The sequence below is a fragment of the Salimicrobium album genome, assembly GCF_900107115.1.
GTDB classification, from domain to species: Bacteria; Bacillota; Bacilli; order Bacillales; family Halobacillaceae; genus Salimicrobium; species Salimicrobium album.
On the sequence record NZ_FNOS01000001.1, the window covers coordinates 45417 to 60886 of the forward strand.

17 protein-coding genes are annotated in these 15470 nt (G+C 46.1%); 3 read left to right on the plus strand and 14 right to left on the minus strand.

All coding sequences use genetic code 11. The annotated features are described in order from the left end of the window. Positions 1 to 31: 31 nt before the first annotated feature. Positions 32 to 460 (plus strand): DUF2621 family protein, encoded by a 429-nt coding sequence (locus tag BLU03_RS00245; RefSeq protein ID WP_040609069.1) that lies wholly within the window; start codon positions 32 to 34, stop codon positions 458 to 460. 15 nt (positions 461 to 475) lie between these two features. Here BLU03_RS00245 and BLU03_RS00250 read toward each other — a convergent pair whose 3' ends face one another. From BLU03_RS00250 to BLU03_RS00285, 7 genes are all read right to left on the minus strand, one after another. Beyond that, complete coding sequence (locus tag BLU03_RS00250; protein WP_093104797.1) at positions 476 to 964, minus strand: CcdC family protein; 489 nt, start codon at positions 962 to 964, stop codon at positions 476 to 478. An 11-nt stretch (positions 965 to 975) separates the two neighbouring features. Next, a complete protein-coding gene (locus BLU03_RS00255) occupies positions 976 to 1422 on the minus strand; it encodes a Na(+)/H(+) antiporter subunit B (RefSeq protein ID WP_008587730.1) in 447 nt (148 codons plus the stop codon). A gap of 138 nt (positions 1423 to 1560) precedes the next feature. Beyond that, entirely contained in the window at positions 1561 to 1971 is a 411-nt protein-coding gene (locus BLU03_RS00260) for a hypothetical protein (protein WP_093104800.1), read from the minus strand. Between the two features lie 566 nt (positions 1972 to 2537). Further along, the gene (locus BLU03_RS00270) at positions 2538 to 2765 is read right to left on the minus strand and encodes a YneF family protein (RefSeq protein ID WP_008587736.1); all 228 of its coding nucleotides are present in this window, start codon (positions 2763 to 2765) and stop codon (positions 2538 to 2540) included. A gap of 352 nt (positions 2766 to 3117) precedes the next feature. After that, positions 3118 to 5124, minus strand: a complete 2007-nt coding sequence (tkt, locus tag BLU03_RS00275) for a transketolase (RefSeq protein ID WP_093104803.1) — start codon at positions 5122 to 5124, stop codon at positions 3118 to 3120. A gap of 116 nt (positions 5125 to 5240) precedes the next feature. Further along, positions 5241 to 5474, minus strand: coding sequence for a DUF896 domain-containing protein (locus BLU03_RS00280; protein WP_008587740.1), 234 nt, complete (start codon positions 5472 to 5474; stop codon positions 5241 to 5243). 48 nt (positions 5475 to 5522) lie between these two features. Then, positions 5523 to 6191, minus strand: a complete 669-nt coding sequence (locus BLU03_RS00285; RefSeq protein ID WP_076570481.1) for a YneB family resolvase-like protein — start codon at positions 6189 to 6191, stop codon at positions 5523 to 5525. Between the two features lie 300 nt (positions 6192 to 6491). On the opposite strand from BLU03_RS00285, the gene lexA reads away from it, so the two are divergent. Next, positions 6492 to 7115 (plus strand): transcriptional repressor LexA, encoded by a 624-nt coding sequence (lexA, locus tag BLU03_RS00290; protein WP_093104805.1) that lies wholly within the window; start codon positions 6492 to 6494, stop codon positions 7113 to 7115. Positions 7116 to 7246: 131 nt separating this feature from the next. Here the strand turns inward: lexA and glnA are convergent, their stop codons facing one another. The 6 genes from glnA to miaA form a co-directional block, all read right to left on the minus strand. Beyond that, entirely contained in the window at positions 7247 to 8578 is a 1332-nt protein-coding gene (glnA, locus tag BLU03_RS00295; protein WP_093104808.1) for a type I glutamate--ammonia ligase, read from the minus strand. A gap of 18 nt (positions 8579 to 8596) precedes the next feature. Continuing rightward, positions 8597 to 9001: a MerR family transcriptional regulator gene (locus tag BLU03_RS00300; protein ID WP_008587749.1), complete on the minus strand. Its 405-nt coding sequence runs from the start codon at positions 8999 to 9001 to the stop codon at positions 8597 to 8599. Between the two features lie 121 nt (positions 9002 to 9122). Continuing rightward, positions 9123 to 10343 (minus strand): methionine gamma-lyase family protein, encoded by a 1221-nt coding sequence (locus tag BLU03_RS00305; protein WP_076570479.1) that lies wholly within the window; start codon positions 10341 to 10343, stop codon positions 9123 to 9125. After that, positions 10336 to 11586, minus strand: a complete 1251-nt coding sequence (gene hflX / locus BLU03_RS00310; protein WP_093104811.1) for a GTPase HflX — start codon at positions 11584 to 11586, stop codon at positions 10336 to 10338. The genes BLU03_RS00305 and hflX overlap by 8 nt, the downstream gene beginning before the upstream one ends. Before the next feature lie 191 nt (positions 11587 to 11777). Further along, positions 11778 to 12002 carry an RNA chaperone Hfq gene (hfq, locus tag BLU03_RS00315; protein ID WP_008587755.1) on the minus strand — a complete coding sequence of 75 codons (225 nt, stop codon included), beginning with the start codon at positions 12000 to 12002 and terminating at the stop codon, positions 11778 to 11780. 40 nt (positions 12003 to 12042) lie between these two features. After that, positions 12043 to 12981 carry a tRNA (adenosine(37)-N6)-dimethylallyltransferase MiaA gene (gene miaA, locus BLU03_RS00320; RefSeq protein WP_093104813.1) on the minus strand — a complete coding sequence of 313 codons (939 nt, stop codon included), beginning with the start codon at positions 12979 to 12981 and terminating at the stop codon, positions 12043 to 12045. A gap of 223 nt (positions 12982 to 13204) precedes the next feature. Here miaA and BLU03_RS00325 point away from each other — a divergent pair, with 223 nt between their 5' ends. Beyond that, the gene (locus BLU03_RS00325; protein WP_093104816.1) at positions 13205 to 13561 is read left to right on the plus strand and encodes a helix-turn-helix domain-containing protein; all 357 of its coding nucleotides are present in this window, start codon (positions 13205 to 13207) and stop codon (positions 13559 to 13561) included. Positions 13562 to 13646: 85 nt separating this feature from the next. On the opposite strand, the gene mutL is transcribed toward BLU03_RS00325, so the two are convergent. Further along, positions 13647 to 15467, minus strand: coding sequence for a DNA mismatch repair endonuclease MutL (mutL, locus tag BLU03_RS00330; RefSeq protein ID WP_093104819.1), 1821 nt, complete (start codon positions 15465 to 15467; stop codon positions 13647 to 13649). Positions 15468 to 15470 lie beyond the last annotated feature (3 nt).

Genomic DNA, 15470 nt, shown 5'->3' on the forward strand with positions numbered 1-15470 from the left:
ATAAAGGTAATATCAAAGAATAGGTGATGACATGTCTTTAGGGTTTTCGCTATTTATCGTAGGTTGGGTCGTCATTATGGTGGTGCTTATGGGCATCGGAGGTTTCTTCATGTTCCGTAAATTCCTAAAAAGCATGCCGAAAGAAGACGGGAACTCCACCATCGACTGGGAAGAATACTATATTGAACAAACGAGGCACATGTGGAGTGAAGACCAGAAACACTTTCTGGAAGAACTGACCTCCCCCGTACCCGAACTGTTCCGCAGCGTTGCTCAGCAGCGGATTGCAGGCGAAATCGGCAGGATCGCCCTTAAAAGGAAGCTTCGGCACATGACGCAGGATACGATTATCGAAGGGTACATTTTGGCTACTCCCAAACGTGACCACAAGTTTCTCGTGAAGAAACTGAACGAAAAAGAAATCGATATAGATCCGTACAGGGACTACCTGGAAATATAGAAGAAGCACCGCTTTTTATAGCGGTGCTTTTGTCGTTTCCAGACTTTTTTGTATGCGGAGATATTTATAAAGCATAGCAATACGCCAGGATACGATCATTCCGAAAGCAAGAACGAAAAACATCCCGCTCGTCTCCCCGAAAGAAATCGTCTGTCCGATGATCAGCTTAAATACCACCCGGAATGCGAGCAGACCGAACAGAACTCCTATGAAAAGTCTGGACGGTTTAAGATAGATTTCCCCTCCACGTGTTTCAAAACGGGAGGTAAGTATGAGAAAAACCGAAAATACCACTCCGACGCTGAGGGCCTCCAGTACTTGGGACAGACTGATCCGGAAGACCGGGAACAGAAACATCAGCGCCCCCGAGCTCATAAACAATGGAGGGAGCACGATCTTTTTAATACTTGCAGGTCTTTCCGCGACTTTCTTCCGTACGAGTATCATCGTTACCGCCATAAAAGCACCGACTATCGTAGAAGCTATTAATAAAAACGTATTCATCGAATAACCCCTTACTCCGAGAGTTCTTCTTTGTGATCCTCAGCGATCGACAAGATGATTGTCATCGTGATCCCGATAACAGTGAGATAAACCCCAAGATCAAACAGCAGTGCCGTGGCCAACTCGGTACGTCCGAGCACGGGAAGCTGAAAGTAGGCGAATGTCTGACTGAGAAACGGTTCATTGAATAAAAACGACCCCATGCCTGTCGCAAGTGCGATCAGCAGTCCCAGTTTAAACAGAAAACGGAAATTGATCGGCAGGGAGCTCTTCATTGCCTCCTGTCCGTAAGCCATATTCATCAGTACGATGGCAGCGGACGTCATAAGACCGCCGATAAACCCTCCCCCGGGAGCATTGTGCCCGGCAAAAAATAAATATATCGAGAATCCTAGCAGAATAAAAGCGATGATGGAAGTCATCGTTTTCAATATCAAATCATTACTGTTAATTTTCATCGCAAAAAAATCCCCCTGTGATCTTTCAATTACATAGCTGAATACATTCTATCAAAAATTATCATAAAAGACGAACGACATCGTTAGTAATTGTTTTTTTAACATTTCGGAGTTGCTACTAAGTTTCAAGTTAGAATGTTAACGTTTCGTATCTTTGATCACTTTTTCCCTGTTTTTGAGATATCTGTACTGTTCGCTTGGTGTTTTACCACGTAAGTTCTCATCATTGGAGGCTTCCGCGATCAGTTCACTGCAAATCATCTGGTTCGGATCGTTCCATGGTTTTCCGTATTTAATGCCGTACCAGAAAAACAGTCTGAGATCGTAGCGTTTTTCGATGTGTTTCAGAGCTTTACGCGGGTCTCCTTCCACTTCGAGTACTTTGTAATCTTTCAAATCAAAGTGCCTTATCCGGACGCCTCCCGGAAAACGGGAATCGATAATGTGGTAATCCCCCACTTTAATAGCGTTATGACTCCACTTTCCTTTCGTGAAATACTGAATCAGTCGGGACAAAGGAGATGTGTTGCGCGAGAAATACAGTTCCATCCGGATTCCTCCTTTACGTAGTTTCCGAAAACGTCAACAATGTCATTGGAGATGCAGGCATCATCCCGCTTCAGTTTGAAACTTTACAGGTGTATCATACCACACCCTTTATTTGAAAAGCAGAGATACCTTCTTCATTTTTTATCACTATCCTCCAGTTTAACGAAAACCATAAAACAGGCAGAACCCTCGACTGGGCCCTGTCAGTTTTATCCACCGAGCATTTAGACGAATGTTTTTATTTCTGCTGAAAAAGACTCAGTTTCCCCCGCTCATGCACATAAGGAGAGATAATCCCCTGAAGGAGTGTATCAGTAAGCTGTTCTTCGTTAGAAAACATATCTTCGTAAGCTTTTGTGAAAAATCCTTCGATTTCTTTTAAGGATCTATTCTTTTTCGAAGGATGTCCCCTCATAAGTCTCCACTGATTTCCCCTCCATCCCCCCTTAAGAAGACATTTAAATGTAATTTATGTTACTTGCCAGCGTCTTCTCTGACAAAACACAAAAAAACCTGCCCGCCATACCGGATAACCGGCAGGACGGGCAGGGAAGATGGAGCGGCGCTTACTTGTCCATCTGGTTGTTCATCTGTTTCATCATCTGGTTGATCTTCTTCTGTGAAGGTTTCTGACCCATTTGCATCATCAGTGTCCGCAGCATCTGTTCATTGATTGGAGGGTTTTTCTTCAAATAATTCATCATATATTTTCTGGCGATGAAAAAGCCTAAAGCCGCTCCTGCTATTAACGCGACTAATGCAATCAGAATAATCCATATAATTCCTAATTCCATAATAAGTTTCCCCTTTCATAATATATCCCATAACAGTATAGTAAATTGAAACGGGGATTACAATAGACGGGTGAACAGATGCACACAATATTTATGACTCAATAGTTTCGATCATAATTTCCGGCACCCGCCGAACACGTTTGAAAAATTTCAAAACTGTACCCGGGACCCGCTGCCGGACTGCAGTTCCCCAACGTTTCTCTACCTGTATTATACCATATCGTTCCTCCGGGCTTAAAACTCAAGACCTCGGATAACGGCTATGACTTCCACCCGTATAACTGCGGAAGTGAAGAGCCTTATGTAATAAACAGGAACTCCGGATAGTTTTCCGAAGTCCCCGATTCTTGCCCTACTTCACATAGCTTTCTACATGCTTCACAACATTTTCGACAGTAAAACCGAAGTTTTCAATAACGGTCGCTCCAGGTGCCGAAGCTCCGAAGCGGTCAATACCCACTACTTTACCGTCAAGACCGACGAAACGCTCCCAGCCAAAGGAAGAAGCCATTTCAATAGCTACGCGATTACGTACACTGTTCGGCAATACTTCTTCTTTATAGGCATCATTCTGAGCTTCGAAACGATCGAAGGAAGCCATGCTGACAACGCGGGCATCTACGCCTTTGCTCTTAAGCTCTTCTTTGGCTGCCATAGCCAGCTGCACTTCCGATCCGGAAGCCAGAAGAATGGTATCCGGTGTGTCTTTGTCGGAGTCACTGAGTACGTAAGCTCCTTTTTTCACGCCTTCATAAGCTTTCTCTTTCGTCCCTTCCAGCGTCGGCAGTCCCTGCCTGGTCAACACGAGAGCTGTCGGGTTGGACGTGGATTCCAGTGCCAGTCTCCACGCCGCACTGGATTCGTTCCCGTCTGCCGGACGAATGACCGAGAGGTTCGGAATAGCCCGAAGTGCAGCCAGATGTTCTACAGGTTCGTGAGTCGGGCCGTCTTCCCCTACAGCAATAGAGTCATGCGTGAACACATAATTCACCGGAAGATTCTGAATAGCCGACAAACGGAGAGACGGGCGCAGGTAGTCACTGAAAACGAAGAATGTGCCTCCGTATACTTTAAGGCCTCCGTGTAAAGCCATTCCGTTCAGAGCCGCTGCCATAGCGTGTTCACGGACACCGAACCAGATGTTTCTTCCTGCATAGTTATTTTTCGAAAAGTCTTCCTGCGCCTTGACCGTCGTCTTGTTGGAACCTGCAAGGTCGGCACTTCCGCCGAAGAAGTAAGGGATTTTATCGGAAAGAGCGTTGATCGCTTCCCCGGACGTTGCACGGGTGGCCGCTTTGTCACTGGACGTGTCGTAAGCAGGGAGAACCTGTTCCCAATCTTCCGGAAGTTCACCTTTGATGGCTTTTTCAAGTTCTTCGGCCAGCTCAGGGTTAGCTTTTCTGTATTCTTCGAACTGCTTATTCCATTCTTCCTCTTTCTTCTCCCCGCGTTTTTGGATCTTTTCCTGGAAGTCTTCATAAACTTCATCAGGCACATAGAACGATTCTTCGTATTCCCAGCCATAGTAGTCTTTCGTCTGCTGCACTTCGTCTTCCCCAAGAGGTGCTCCGTGCGCATCCGCTTTACCCGATTTGTTCGGTGCACCGTAGCCGATGACGGTTTTCACTTCGATCATCGTCGGCTGTTCGGTATTTTTCTTCGCTTTATCGAGTGCATCGGTGATAGCTTTCGTATCATTTCCGTCTTCTACACGCAGCACCTGCCAGCCATAGGCTTCGTATCTCTTCTCTACGCTTTCACTGAACGCACGGTTCAGCTCCCCGTCAAGAGAGATGTCATTGGAATCATATAGTACTATGAGTTTTCCGAGACCGAGGTGACCCGCAAGAGACGCGGATTCCTGAGATACACCTTCCATAAGGTCTCCATCACTGCAGATGACATACGTATTATGATCAATGATCGAATGTTTATCTGTATTGTAGTTGGCCGAAAGATGGGCTTCCGCCATCGCGAACCCGGTAGCCATGGCAATACCCTGGCCGAGCGGTCCGGTCGTAGCTTCCACGCCATGCGTATGCCCCACTTCCGGATGTCCGGGCGTTTTGGAATCCCACTGGCGGAAATTTTTGATATCATCCATCGTTACGTCGTATCCGGAAAGATGAAGCAGACTGTACTGCAACATGGATCCGTGACCTGCCGAGAGTACAAACCGATCACGGTTGAACCAGTCGGAGTTCTTCGGGTTGTGCTCCATATACTCCGTCCAGAGTTTGTAAGCCATAGGCGCCGTGCCCATCGGCATACCAGGATGCCCCGAACTCGCTTTTTCCACTGCGTCGATCGTCAGTGTACGAATAGTATTAATAGACTTCTGTTCAATATCTTTAGTCAATGCCATTCCCCTTTCTGATGCGGAATATGTAACAAGTATAATCCTATAATGAAATAGGTTTCGTAGCAAGTCAGTAAACCGCTTTCACACAAAAAACCTGCGATTCCCGCAGGTTTTTAATGTTTTTTCTCATTCTGCTGCATACGTTTCACTTTCTCCGGAGTAACGTCCTGTCCTTCCGGATCGATGACCGTCATGCCTTTTAAATGGTTCTTAAAAGATTTTCTCACGTTCTGTAAATATTCCTGACGCAATTCATGCTGTTCGTTCTGCTCTTCAGAAGAAAGGCCCTGCTCTTTTTTCTTATTAGCTAAAGCGTTTATACGATCAAGCTTGTGTTGTGCCAACATGTTTTGTCACCTCTTTACTTACCCTGTATATACTGAAGGGTATTATCTTTACTTATGATAACGCGACGTATTTTCATTTTCAAATGTTTGGCTTTCTTTATATCTGCGATGCACCGTCGCTTTGGAGACATCATACCCCATACCGCGGAGAGTAGCCGCAATTTCCTGAAACGTGAGCTTCTTTTCCCGGAGACGTGCCACTTCCGTCACAGGGAAATCAATACGTTCCCGCCCCCTGGCCTGGTCGATGTTCTTCAAATTTTTGGAAGGGTCATAACCATCTTCCACCGCTTTTTTCATCCCTCGTCGAATTTTCATGTTATGAAGATAACGCTGATACTCTTCCACCACTCCGACGATCTGCAGAACCATGGAATCAGACTCGGAAATCTCCATTTCTCCGCTCCCCGTCACCGTATAGATCGTCACATCGAGCTTTTCGAGCTGGTGTAAAAGGGCGATCTTCGTGTTCCCCCTGCCGAGTCTCGTCTCATCCTGAATCAGGAGTGCTTCCGCTTTTTTCGAGGAGAAAATATCAAGTGCACGAAGTATACCTTCCCTTTCGATGGAGTACCCGCTGGCTTTTTCTTCGATAACTTCCACAATATCCATACTATGGTTCTCCGCAAGTTTTTTAAGTTCTTCCTTCTGTCTCTGTATAGACGTAACCTGGGTTTCTTTTTCCGTACTTACTCTGCAATACAAGACCGCTTTCATCCTTACCACCTCTCCCACAGAGAAATGATACAGGATTTAAACACTGGAAACCATTGCAATGTATAGGAAAACCAGACTCAGAATGAACAGAACGATATGAGTAAGATCCTGCTTGGATAATTTATGAAACATGGAATACCTCCCGATAGAACTATTGTTCCTTAGAACTTATGTTCGTGTAAATATCATTATATACGAACTATTGTTCCTGTCAACACAAAAGTTCGAACGCCTGTTTGTATTCCGGCATCCTACGTGCTACAATATATGTAATAAATTTTCTATACAGGATGTGACATTATGACTAACCTATCCAAACGACAGCAGGAAATATTGAATTTCATAAAACAGGAAGTGATCGACAAAGGATATCCCCCGTCCGTCAGGGAAATCGGTAAGTACGTAGGTCTTGCTTCCAGTTCTACCGTACACGGCCACCTCGCGAGACTGGAAAAAAAAGGTTTCATTCGGAGAGACCCGACGAAACCGCGGGCGATCGAAGTGATAGACCTGGAGGAAGGTACTAAAATCCCTAAAGGGGAAGCGACGTTCGCTCCCGTGATCGGTAAAGTAACCGCCGGTGTTCCTATAACTGCAGTGGAGAACATCGAAGAATATCTTCCGGTGCCGGATACGATAAGCAGCACGGAGGAAGATACTTTCATACTCGTCATCCAGGGAGAGAGTATGATAGAAGCCGGCGTTCTTGACGGAGACAAGGTAATCGTCCGTAAGCAGAACACCGCTCAAAACGGAGATATCGTTGTCGGTATGACAGAAGAGGGAGAAGCTACAGTGAAGCGATTCTTCAAAGAAGCGGATCACGTACGCCTTCAGCCGGAAAACTCCTCCATGGAGCCTATTCTTCTCGATGACGTCACCATCCTCGGGAAAGTGGTCGGATTATTCAGGAACGTACACTGAACAGCTTCCCCATTACACACTTAAAAATCCTCCATTACCGGCCGGTAATGGAGGATTTTCATTTTAGTTTTATGGTCATGTAAATCTTAAACGCTCTCAACGGAAATTCCCCTGAGAGAGAGAGGTTCCCATTAATACGTCTGCAGATACTGTTCCCTCTCCCAAGGGTGTACCTGGGTACGGAACATGTTCCACTCGATTTCTTTCGCTTCGATAAAGTGCTCATACAGGTGTTCGCCCAACGCCTTCACCATCACGTCATTCTTCTTAAGTTCCTGAAGTGCATCATACAGCGTAGCCGGGAGATCGGTCACTCCCGCTTCTCTGCGCTCTTCCTCATCCATCACGTAAATGTTGCGATCCACCGGTTCAGGCACTTCCAGTTTGTTCTCGATACCGTCGAGACCCGCAGCAAGCAGAGCGGCCATCCCCATATACGGGTTGGCAGCCGGATCGACACTGCGTACTTCGATACGTGTACTCACTCCGCGGGACGTCGGAACGCGGATGAGCGGACTTCTGTTCTGGGATGACCAGGCTACGTACGAAGGAGCTTCGTATCCCGGAACGAGACGCTTATAGGAATTCACTATCGGGTTGGTTATTGCCGTGAAAGCCATGGCGTGCTTCAGAATACCGGCAGTAAACTGGTAAGCTACTTCCGAGAGCTGTTCTTTGCCGTTCTCATCGAAGAAAGCATTTCCTTCTTCCGTGAATAGAGACATGTTTGCGTGCATACCGGAACCGTTCACTCCGAAGAGAGGTTTAGGCATAAACGTTGCATGCAGACCGTGTTTACGGGCGATGGTTTTTACAACGAGTTTAAACGTCTGGATATCGTCACAGTGCTTCACTGCTTCCGAATATTTAAAGTCGATTTCATGCTGCCCGGGAGCGACTTCGTGGTGGGAAGCTTCGATTTCGAAACCCATCTCCTCAAGCTCCAGTACGATATCCCGTCGACAGTTCTCCCCGAGGTCGGTCGGAGCAAGGTCGAAGTAGCCGCCTTTATCGTTCAGTTCAAGGGTAGGATTCATGTTTTCATCCATCTTGAACAGGAAAAATTCCGGTTCGGTACCAAGGTTGAAAGCGGAGAAACCGAGTTCTTCCATTCTTTTCAGGTTGCGCTTCAGGTTATAGCGGGGGCATCCTTCGAATGGAGTACCGTCCGTGTTGTAAATGTCACAGATGAATCGTGCCACTTTCCCTTTCTCGGAAGTCCATGGAAGTACGAGAAAAGAATCGAAATCCGGTACCAGATACATATCGGACTCCTCGATTCGTACGAATCCTTCAATGGAAGAACCGTCGAACATCATCACTCCATCCAGAGCTTTGTCGAGCTGGCTGAACGGGATCTCCACGTTTTTAATAATACCGAGCATATCCGTAAACTGCAGACGGATGAATTTGACGTTCTCTTCCTCGATCTTCTTGTAAATTTCTTCTCTTGTTAAGCCCATGCGTGTGCCTCCCATAATTTAGTGAAAGAATCTTGATAATTCTCCCTGTCTGAGTCCAAAATTTCCTTTTCCTGCATCATTCTCAATTTCCTTACGAAGCATTTTCCGTAACTCTTTTTCGCTGAGCTGATGGTAGACTTCCTGTACTTCCCCGGGTTTGTAATCAGGGCGGGGCGTTTCCTGTTTCAAATCGAACACCTGCCTGATACCCGCAAGATTGACCCCTTTTTCTACAAGTGATTTAATCTCAAGAAGCCGGTCTACATCATTAAACGAAAACAGTCGCTGATTCCCTTTGGAACGGGCCGGAGTCACCAGCCCATTCTGCTCGTAATAACGAATTTGCCTCGGAGTGAGGGCAGTAAGGGATTGGACGATTCCCATAGAAAACAGCGGCATGGAACGTCGTACTTCATCACTCACTTCTGCCACCCCCTCCAAGAATTCTTACTATTATTATAATTCAAAACAAACAATTGTCAAGCGATGTCAGGAAAGTTGACATGAAAAAAGCCGGAGTATTCCGGCTTCCTTTCGTAGTGCCCTACGACGTAACAGCATTTACGGCACGCCGCACTGCTATTTTCACGTGTTCCGCCGTTAGTCCTCCCTGGACAAAAGCCATGTAGGGAGGCCGGAGCGGGCCGTCTGCTGTCAGTTCAAGGCTCGCACCCTGAATAAACGTGCCGGCCGCCATAATGACGTCGGAATCATATCCCGGAAGCGGGCCCGGTTCCGGAAGGGCGAAGGCATTTACCGGTGAAGCTTTCTGGATCTCCCGGCAGAAATCGACCATCTGCTCCGCATTGTCGAAGTACACTGTCTGAATCAGGTCCGTACGGTATTCATCATAGGACGGTTTTGTCCGGAATCCGTAACTATCCAGATATTTCGCCGTGTAAACCGCTCCTTTCAGAGCTTCCCCGACTACGTGGGGGGCGATGAATATACCCTGGTACATCTCCTGCAGAACGGAAAGCGTGGCACCCATTTCCTTGCCGAGTCCTGGAGCCGTCAGCCGGTGTGCACAGGCAGTAATCAGTTCTTTCCGCCCGGCTATGTATCCGCCCGTACGTACAATACCGCCGCCGGGGTTCTTGATGAGGGAGCCTGCGATCAGATCGGCTCCCGCTTCCAGTGGTTCCGCTTTCTCTACAAATTCCCCGTAACAATTGTCCACAAAAACAATCGCATCAGGTTTCACTGTTTTTATTTCCTTTACCATTCCTTCAATATCCTCAATAGTAAAAGAAGGTCTGTCTGCATACCCCTTGGACCTCTGGATGGCTACCATTTTCGTTCGTGAAGTGATGACTTCCCGGAAACGCTCTGCATCCACCTCCCCTTCTTTTAAAGGTAAGGCACGATAACTGATGCCGAAGTCGTGCAGGGATCCGTGGTCTGCTCCTTCCCCGGCAGGTACAATTACTTCACGGAGAGTGTCATAGGGTTCGCCCGTCACATACAGAAGCTCATCCCCCGGACGGAGAACACCGAAAAAAGCGGTGGAAATCGCATGGGTACCCGAAACGAGCTGAGGTCTGACAAGCGCATCTTCAGCTCCGAATATTTCCGCATAAACTCCTTCGAGCGTATCTCTTCCTTCATCGTCATAGCCATAGCCTGTCTCCGAATGGAAATGACGATCCGCTACGTTCTGATTTTGAAAAGCATCCAGCACTTTTTCCTGATTATGCAGCACAACGTCCTCGATCTTTTCTTTGTAAGGACGGACTTCCTCTTCTATATTCACAATATCATTCATCTTTATGCTCCTTCGGTATTACTTTATCCCTCAAAGGGTGCAGAGGGTCAATATATCCGCGCACTACGTACTCCCCGCGATCTTCAAGGAATTCACGTACGTAAACGAGCGTGTTAAGCTCCAGTGTTTTTAAGAATTTACCTTCTTCCGCTTTCACATACGTATGGTAGGGATCCCAGTTTTCCGATAGTACTTCTTCAATTGCCGATAATACGTCCCCGACTCCTCTGTCATCTTTAAAGGAAGTCTGGACCGACGGCTTTTCCATCGGTGTAAATGGTCCCTCCACCTTATCCTGCTTATTATAAACGGTAAGCCGTGGCAAATTCTCGGCTCCAAGTTCTTCAAGAAGAGAGAGGACCGTTTTTTCATGCTGGTCATGATCGGAGGCCGAGGCATCCACGATGTGCAGAATGAAGTCGGCTTCCGTCACTTCTTCGAGAGTGGAACGGAAGGCGGCAATCAATGTTGTAGGCAGGTGCTGTATGAAACCTACCGTATCGGACATGAGAACTTCGAGCCCCGATGGGAGCTGGGTCTGCCGCGTCAACGGATCGAGTGTAGCGAACAGCTTATCCTCCTGCAGAGAATCGGCGGAAGTTATTTTATTGAAAAAGGTCGTCTTTCCGGCGTTCGTATATCCGACGATCGCCACCTGAAACGCACTGTTCTCTTTCCTTCGTTCTCTGTATTGCTTCCTGTGCTCCACGACCTGATCGAGTCTCGTCCTTACATCACGGATCCTCCTTCTGATGTGGCGGCGGTCCGTTTCCAGCTTCGTTTCCCCAGGGCCTCGCGTACCTATTCCGCCTCCAAGTCTCGACAACTGAACGCCCTGACCCGACAGTCTCGGGAGGAGGTATTGTAACTGGGCAAGTTCCACCTGCAGTTTACCTTCTTTAGTTTTGGCCCTATATGCAAAAATGTCCAGAATCAGCTGGCTTCTGTCTATTACTCTGACTTCCAGTCGGTTCGTAATGTTTCGGAGCTGAGTCGGTGACAGTTCATCATTGATGATTACCAGTTCAATATCATCTTCCTCTATAACACCTCTCGCTTCTTCCAGCTTCCCGTCGCCAAGATAATGAGCTTTATGAGGTTTTTCCAGCTGCTGGACAAGTACACTCACAACTTCTCCCCCGGCAGTTTTTGTTAAATCTTTCAGTTCTTCCAGTGAATAATCGAATGTTTCTTTTTTTCTCGGGTCTTTTCTTGCTAAAATCAACGCCTTCTCTTTATCCAAAGATAAGCATCCCCCTTTAATAAAAGTCTATATTACTGCAGTCTTCCCGCTGTGGACCGATTTCATCCCTCCAGGAACGGATTCTTTCTGCCTGATATTCTCTCATACTGTATCATCAGGGAAAAAGGAAGCAAATTAAGTTCGACAGGCAGACTTTTTTCAATAATAAAACCGGGCCAAAAGCGCCCGGTTTACATGTCTTCTAATGTAACATTTTTATTCGGAGAAAAAGTGGAAATCGCATGTTTGAAGATCAACTGCTGCTTTCCTTCAGTTTCAACGAGCACTGTAAAGTTATCGAAAGCTTTAATAGTTCCCTTTAACTGGAAACCGTTCAGCAGGAACAGCGTCAATGGAATCTTTTCCTTACGCAACTGATTCAAGTAATTATCCTGAATATTCACTGTCTGGCTCATAAAATGATCCTCCTCCATTCTATCTCTCTAGCTTAACAGTTTATTTCTCCGGCAACATCAAAAATCCTTCTAAATCTGACAAAATTAAAGAAACTTTTTCTGCAAAATTCTCCTCGGTCACTTCATACCAATCTACGGGAAGCTTATTTTTGAAATACGTATACTGTCGTTTGGCGTATCTCCTTGAGTTTCTTTGCAGAAGTGCTACCGCTTCCTCCAACTCCTTTTCCCCCTCCAGATAAGGGATCATTTCTTTGTAACCGATAGCTTTCATCGCCTGGGTCTCTTTCGGATATTTTTCCAGCAGATTGCTGACTTCTCCCGGAAGTCCGCCTTTGACCATGGAATTGACTCTTTGGTCAATTCTGTTATACAACATACTCCTTTCCATCTCGAGACCGATCATTCTGAAGTTGTAAAATGGAGGCTGTTGCAGTGACTCATGCTCGGATTTTGTCTTTCCGGTGACTTCATAAATTTCTAAAGCTCTAAGTACGCGTTTCGTATTATTAGGGTGAACTCTCCCCGCTTCATCCGGATCGATCAAGGTAAGCCGTTCGTGCATCTTCTCTTTGCCTTCCTGTTCGAGTTCACATGCCAGCCTTTCGCTTTTTACAGGGTCCCGCGGAGTGTCGGAAAAGGAATAATCATATAGGAGGCCCTGAATATACATACCTGTACCCCCTACTATCACTGGCACTTTCCCTCTTGAGAAAATGTCTTCGATCAGCTCTCTTCCCCGGGCCTGAAACTCGGCAGCCGAAAACGTGTCATCAGGGTACTTGATATCGGTCATGTGATGAGGCACGCCTTCCGCTTCCGAATTCGTGATTTTCGCAGTCCCTATATCCATTCCTTTATAAATCTGCATGGAATCCCCGCTGATCACCTCCCCGTCAAATGCTTTACAGACTTCTACTCCCAGTTTCGATTTCCCTACCGCAGTGGGTCCCACAATGGAGACAACTTTTCTATTCATTCAAAAATCCCCGCTTTCTAATCTGTATTTTACACCATTCCCATCCCGAACTACAGAGGTAACTGAAAACGTTATGTGTTTGTATCTGAATCCGTTACTTAAAACTAACGTTTTCGGTTACACAAAACTAAACGTTGCCGTTAGTTTTTTTAAAGATTTTCGTTAGTTTCTCTTTCCAAATCCGTTATACTGTAGTACTATAGCATTTAGGAGCGTGATATCGATGCTTAACGAGAGAATCAAAAAGTTGAGGAAAGAAAATCGTTATACACAGCAGGAACTGGCCGAAGAAATTGAAGTCACCTCCCAAGTAGTGTCCAACTGGGAGAGGGCCTACACCTTTCCTGATGTAAATGACGTCAGAAACTTAGCCAGAGCCTTACATACAACATCCGACTACCTGCTTGGTCTCTCCGATTATTCGGTGGATCAATATTCGAGAATACTTCGTCACCTGGAAGAAATAGACCTTTCCTGTCCGCTGTTTCTCCAATATGACAAATTGACGGAGCTGGATGCACAAAATATCCATCAGCTGGAAAACTACTTTCAGTTTTTACTGCAGCAACAGCAGAACTGAAGCCCCTTTTCCGGCATATATTTTCACATAAGAAAAAGGATGACGTTAAAGTAATCTTAACGTCATCCTTTTTACGTATCTGAAATTAATTCATGACCCTTTTAAACATTTTCTCAATATCATATTCGGAAAAGAAGACGATGATAGGACGGCCGTGAGGGCATGTAAAAGGATCTTCGGCAGCTGCAAGATCATCAAGTAACACTTCCATATCCCTCATCGTCAAGTGGTGGTTAGCCTTTATTGATCCTTTGCAGGACATGAGCGCCGCCGCATCATTCCGGAAGCTTTCAATGTTAATGTTGTTGGACTGTTCCAATTCCTCTACAATCTCTTCGATAATCTCTCCTTCATACCCTTTCGGAAACCATTCAGGATGAGAACGAACAATAAACGTATTCGTTCCGAACGATTCGAAGAATACACCGATGTTTTCGAGTATGTGACTGTTTTCTTCAATTTTCAATGCGGTTTTGGCAGGAAATGTGAAGGTCAACGGGACGAGCAGTTCCTGCACTGTCTGATCCGGTTCCCCCAGCTTTTTTTTGAAACGTTCGTATTTGACCCTTTCCTGTGCAGCATGCTGATCTATCATGTACATGCCTCTTTCATTCTGTGCAATAATATAAGTTCCGTGGAGCTGACCGACCGGATACATATGAGGAACTCTTTGCGTGTACTCCTCTTCTTCCTGCCGGATATCTCCGGAGTCTTTCACTGTTTCTTCTGCCGGCTCAGGTTCCAAAGGGAACGGATTTTCTTTTTCCGGCCCGGGAGTACTTTCATCTATACGTTCTGTTTCGTAACTTTGATTGCTGTTGGCTGCAATCTCAGAAACCCGCGGTTTTTCAAAAACCATGGAGGTCTGTTCCCTTTTATCTTCTTTTTTGTTGATCGTCGATGTCCCTTCCGGTATCAGCGTTTCTTCCCGGAAGGCTTGTTTAATCGTATTCTGAATAAGTTCGAAAAGTTCCTGTTCTTTGCTGAATCTGACCTCAAGTTTGGCGGGGTGAACGTTCACATCCAAAAGGGAGGGATCCATATCAATATTAATAAGGGCTACGGGGTATTTTCCTAAAGGAAGCAGCGTATCATAGCCTTTGAGAATCGCCTGGACGAGTTTAGGGTTACGGATAAACCTTCCGTTCACTATCAAAGACATATAAGCCCTTGAAGCACGGGTGATTTCCGGTCTTCCAATCAGCATCTCAAGCTTGAAATCTTTATCTTCGGCAGACGTTCTCTTCATCTTTCTTGCTACGTTGCTTCCATATATTTGAGAAAGTACCTGCAGCTGATCTCCACGTCCGCTCGTCTGGAATAACGTTTTCCCCTGATGATCCAGACTTACTTTTACGTGCGGGTTAGCGAGTGCCATACGATTCACAACGTCAGTGACGTGCCCGAGTTCAGTATGGATAGTTTTCATATACTTCAGCCTTGCAGGCGTGTTGAAAAATAATTCCTCCACTTTTATTTCCGTACCCTGTCTTGCATCGCTTGCTTCATGGTTCTTGACTTCTCCTCCCTCAAGATAAAGACTGATTCCGGAGGTGTCACCGGTGGAAGTTTTTACGCTGAGCTTACTGACAGCCGCTATACTTGCGAGAGCCTCTCCCCGAAAGCCCAATGTTTTCACATGAAACAAATCACGTTCATCTCTGATTTTTGACGTGGCGTGCCGCTGAAAAGCTCTTACCGCATCCTCTTTTTCCATACCTTTGCCGTTATCAGCGATACGGATATATTCAAGTCCGGCTTCTCTCAGTTCTACATTAACTACGGAACTTCCGGCATCTATACTGTTTTCCATCAGTTCTTTAACGACGGAGGAAGGCCTTTCCACCACCTCTCCGGCAGCTATTTTATTTGCCAGCGCATCTGGCATAACGTGAATATTATCCATATA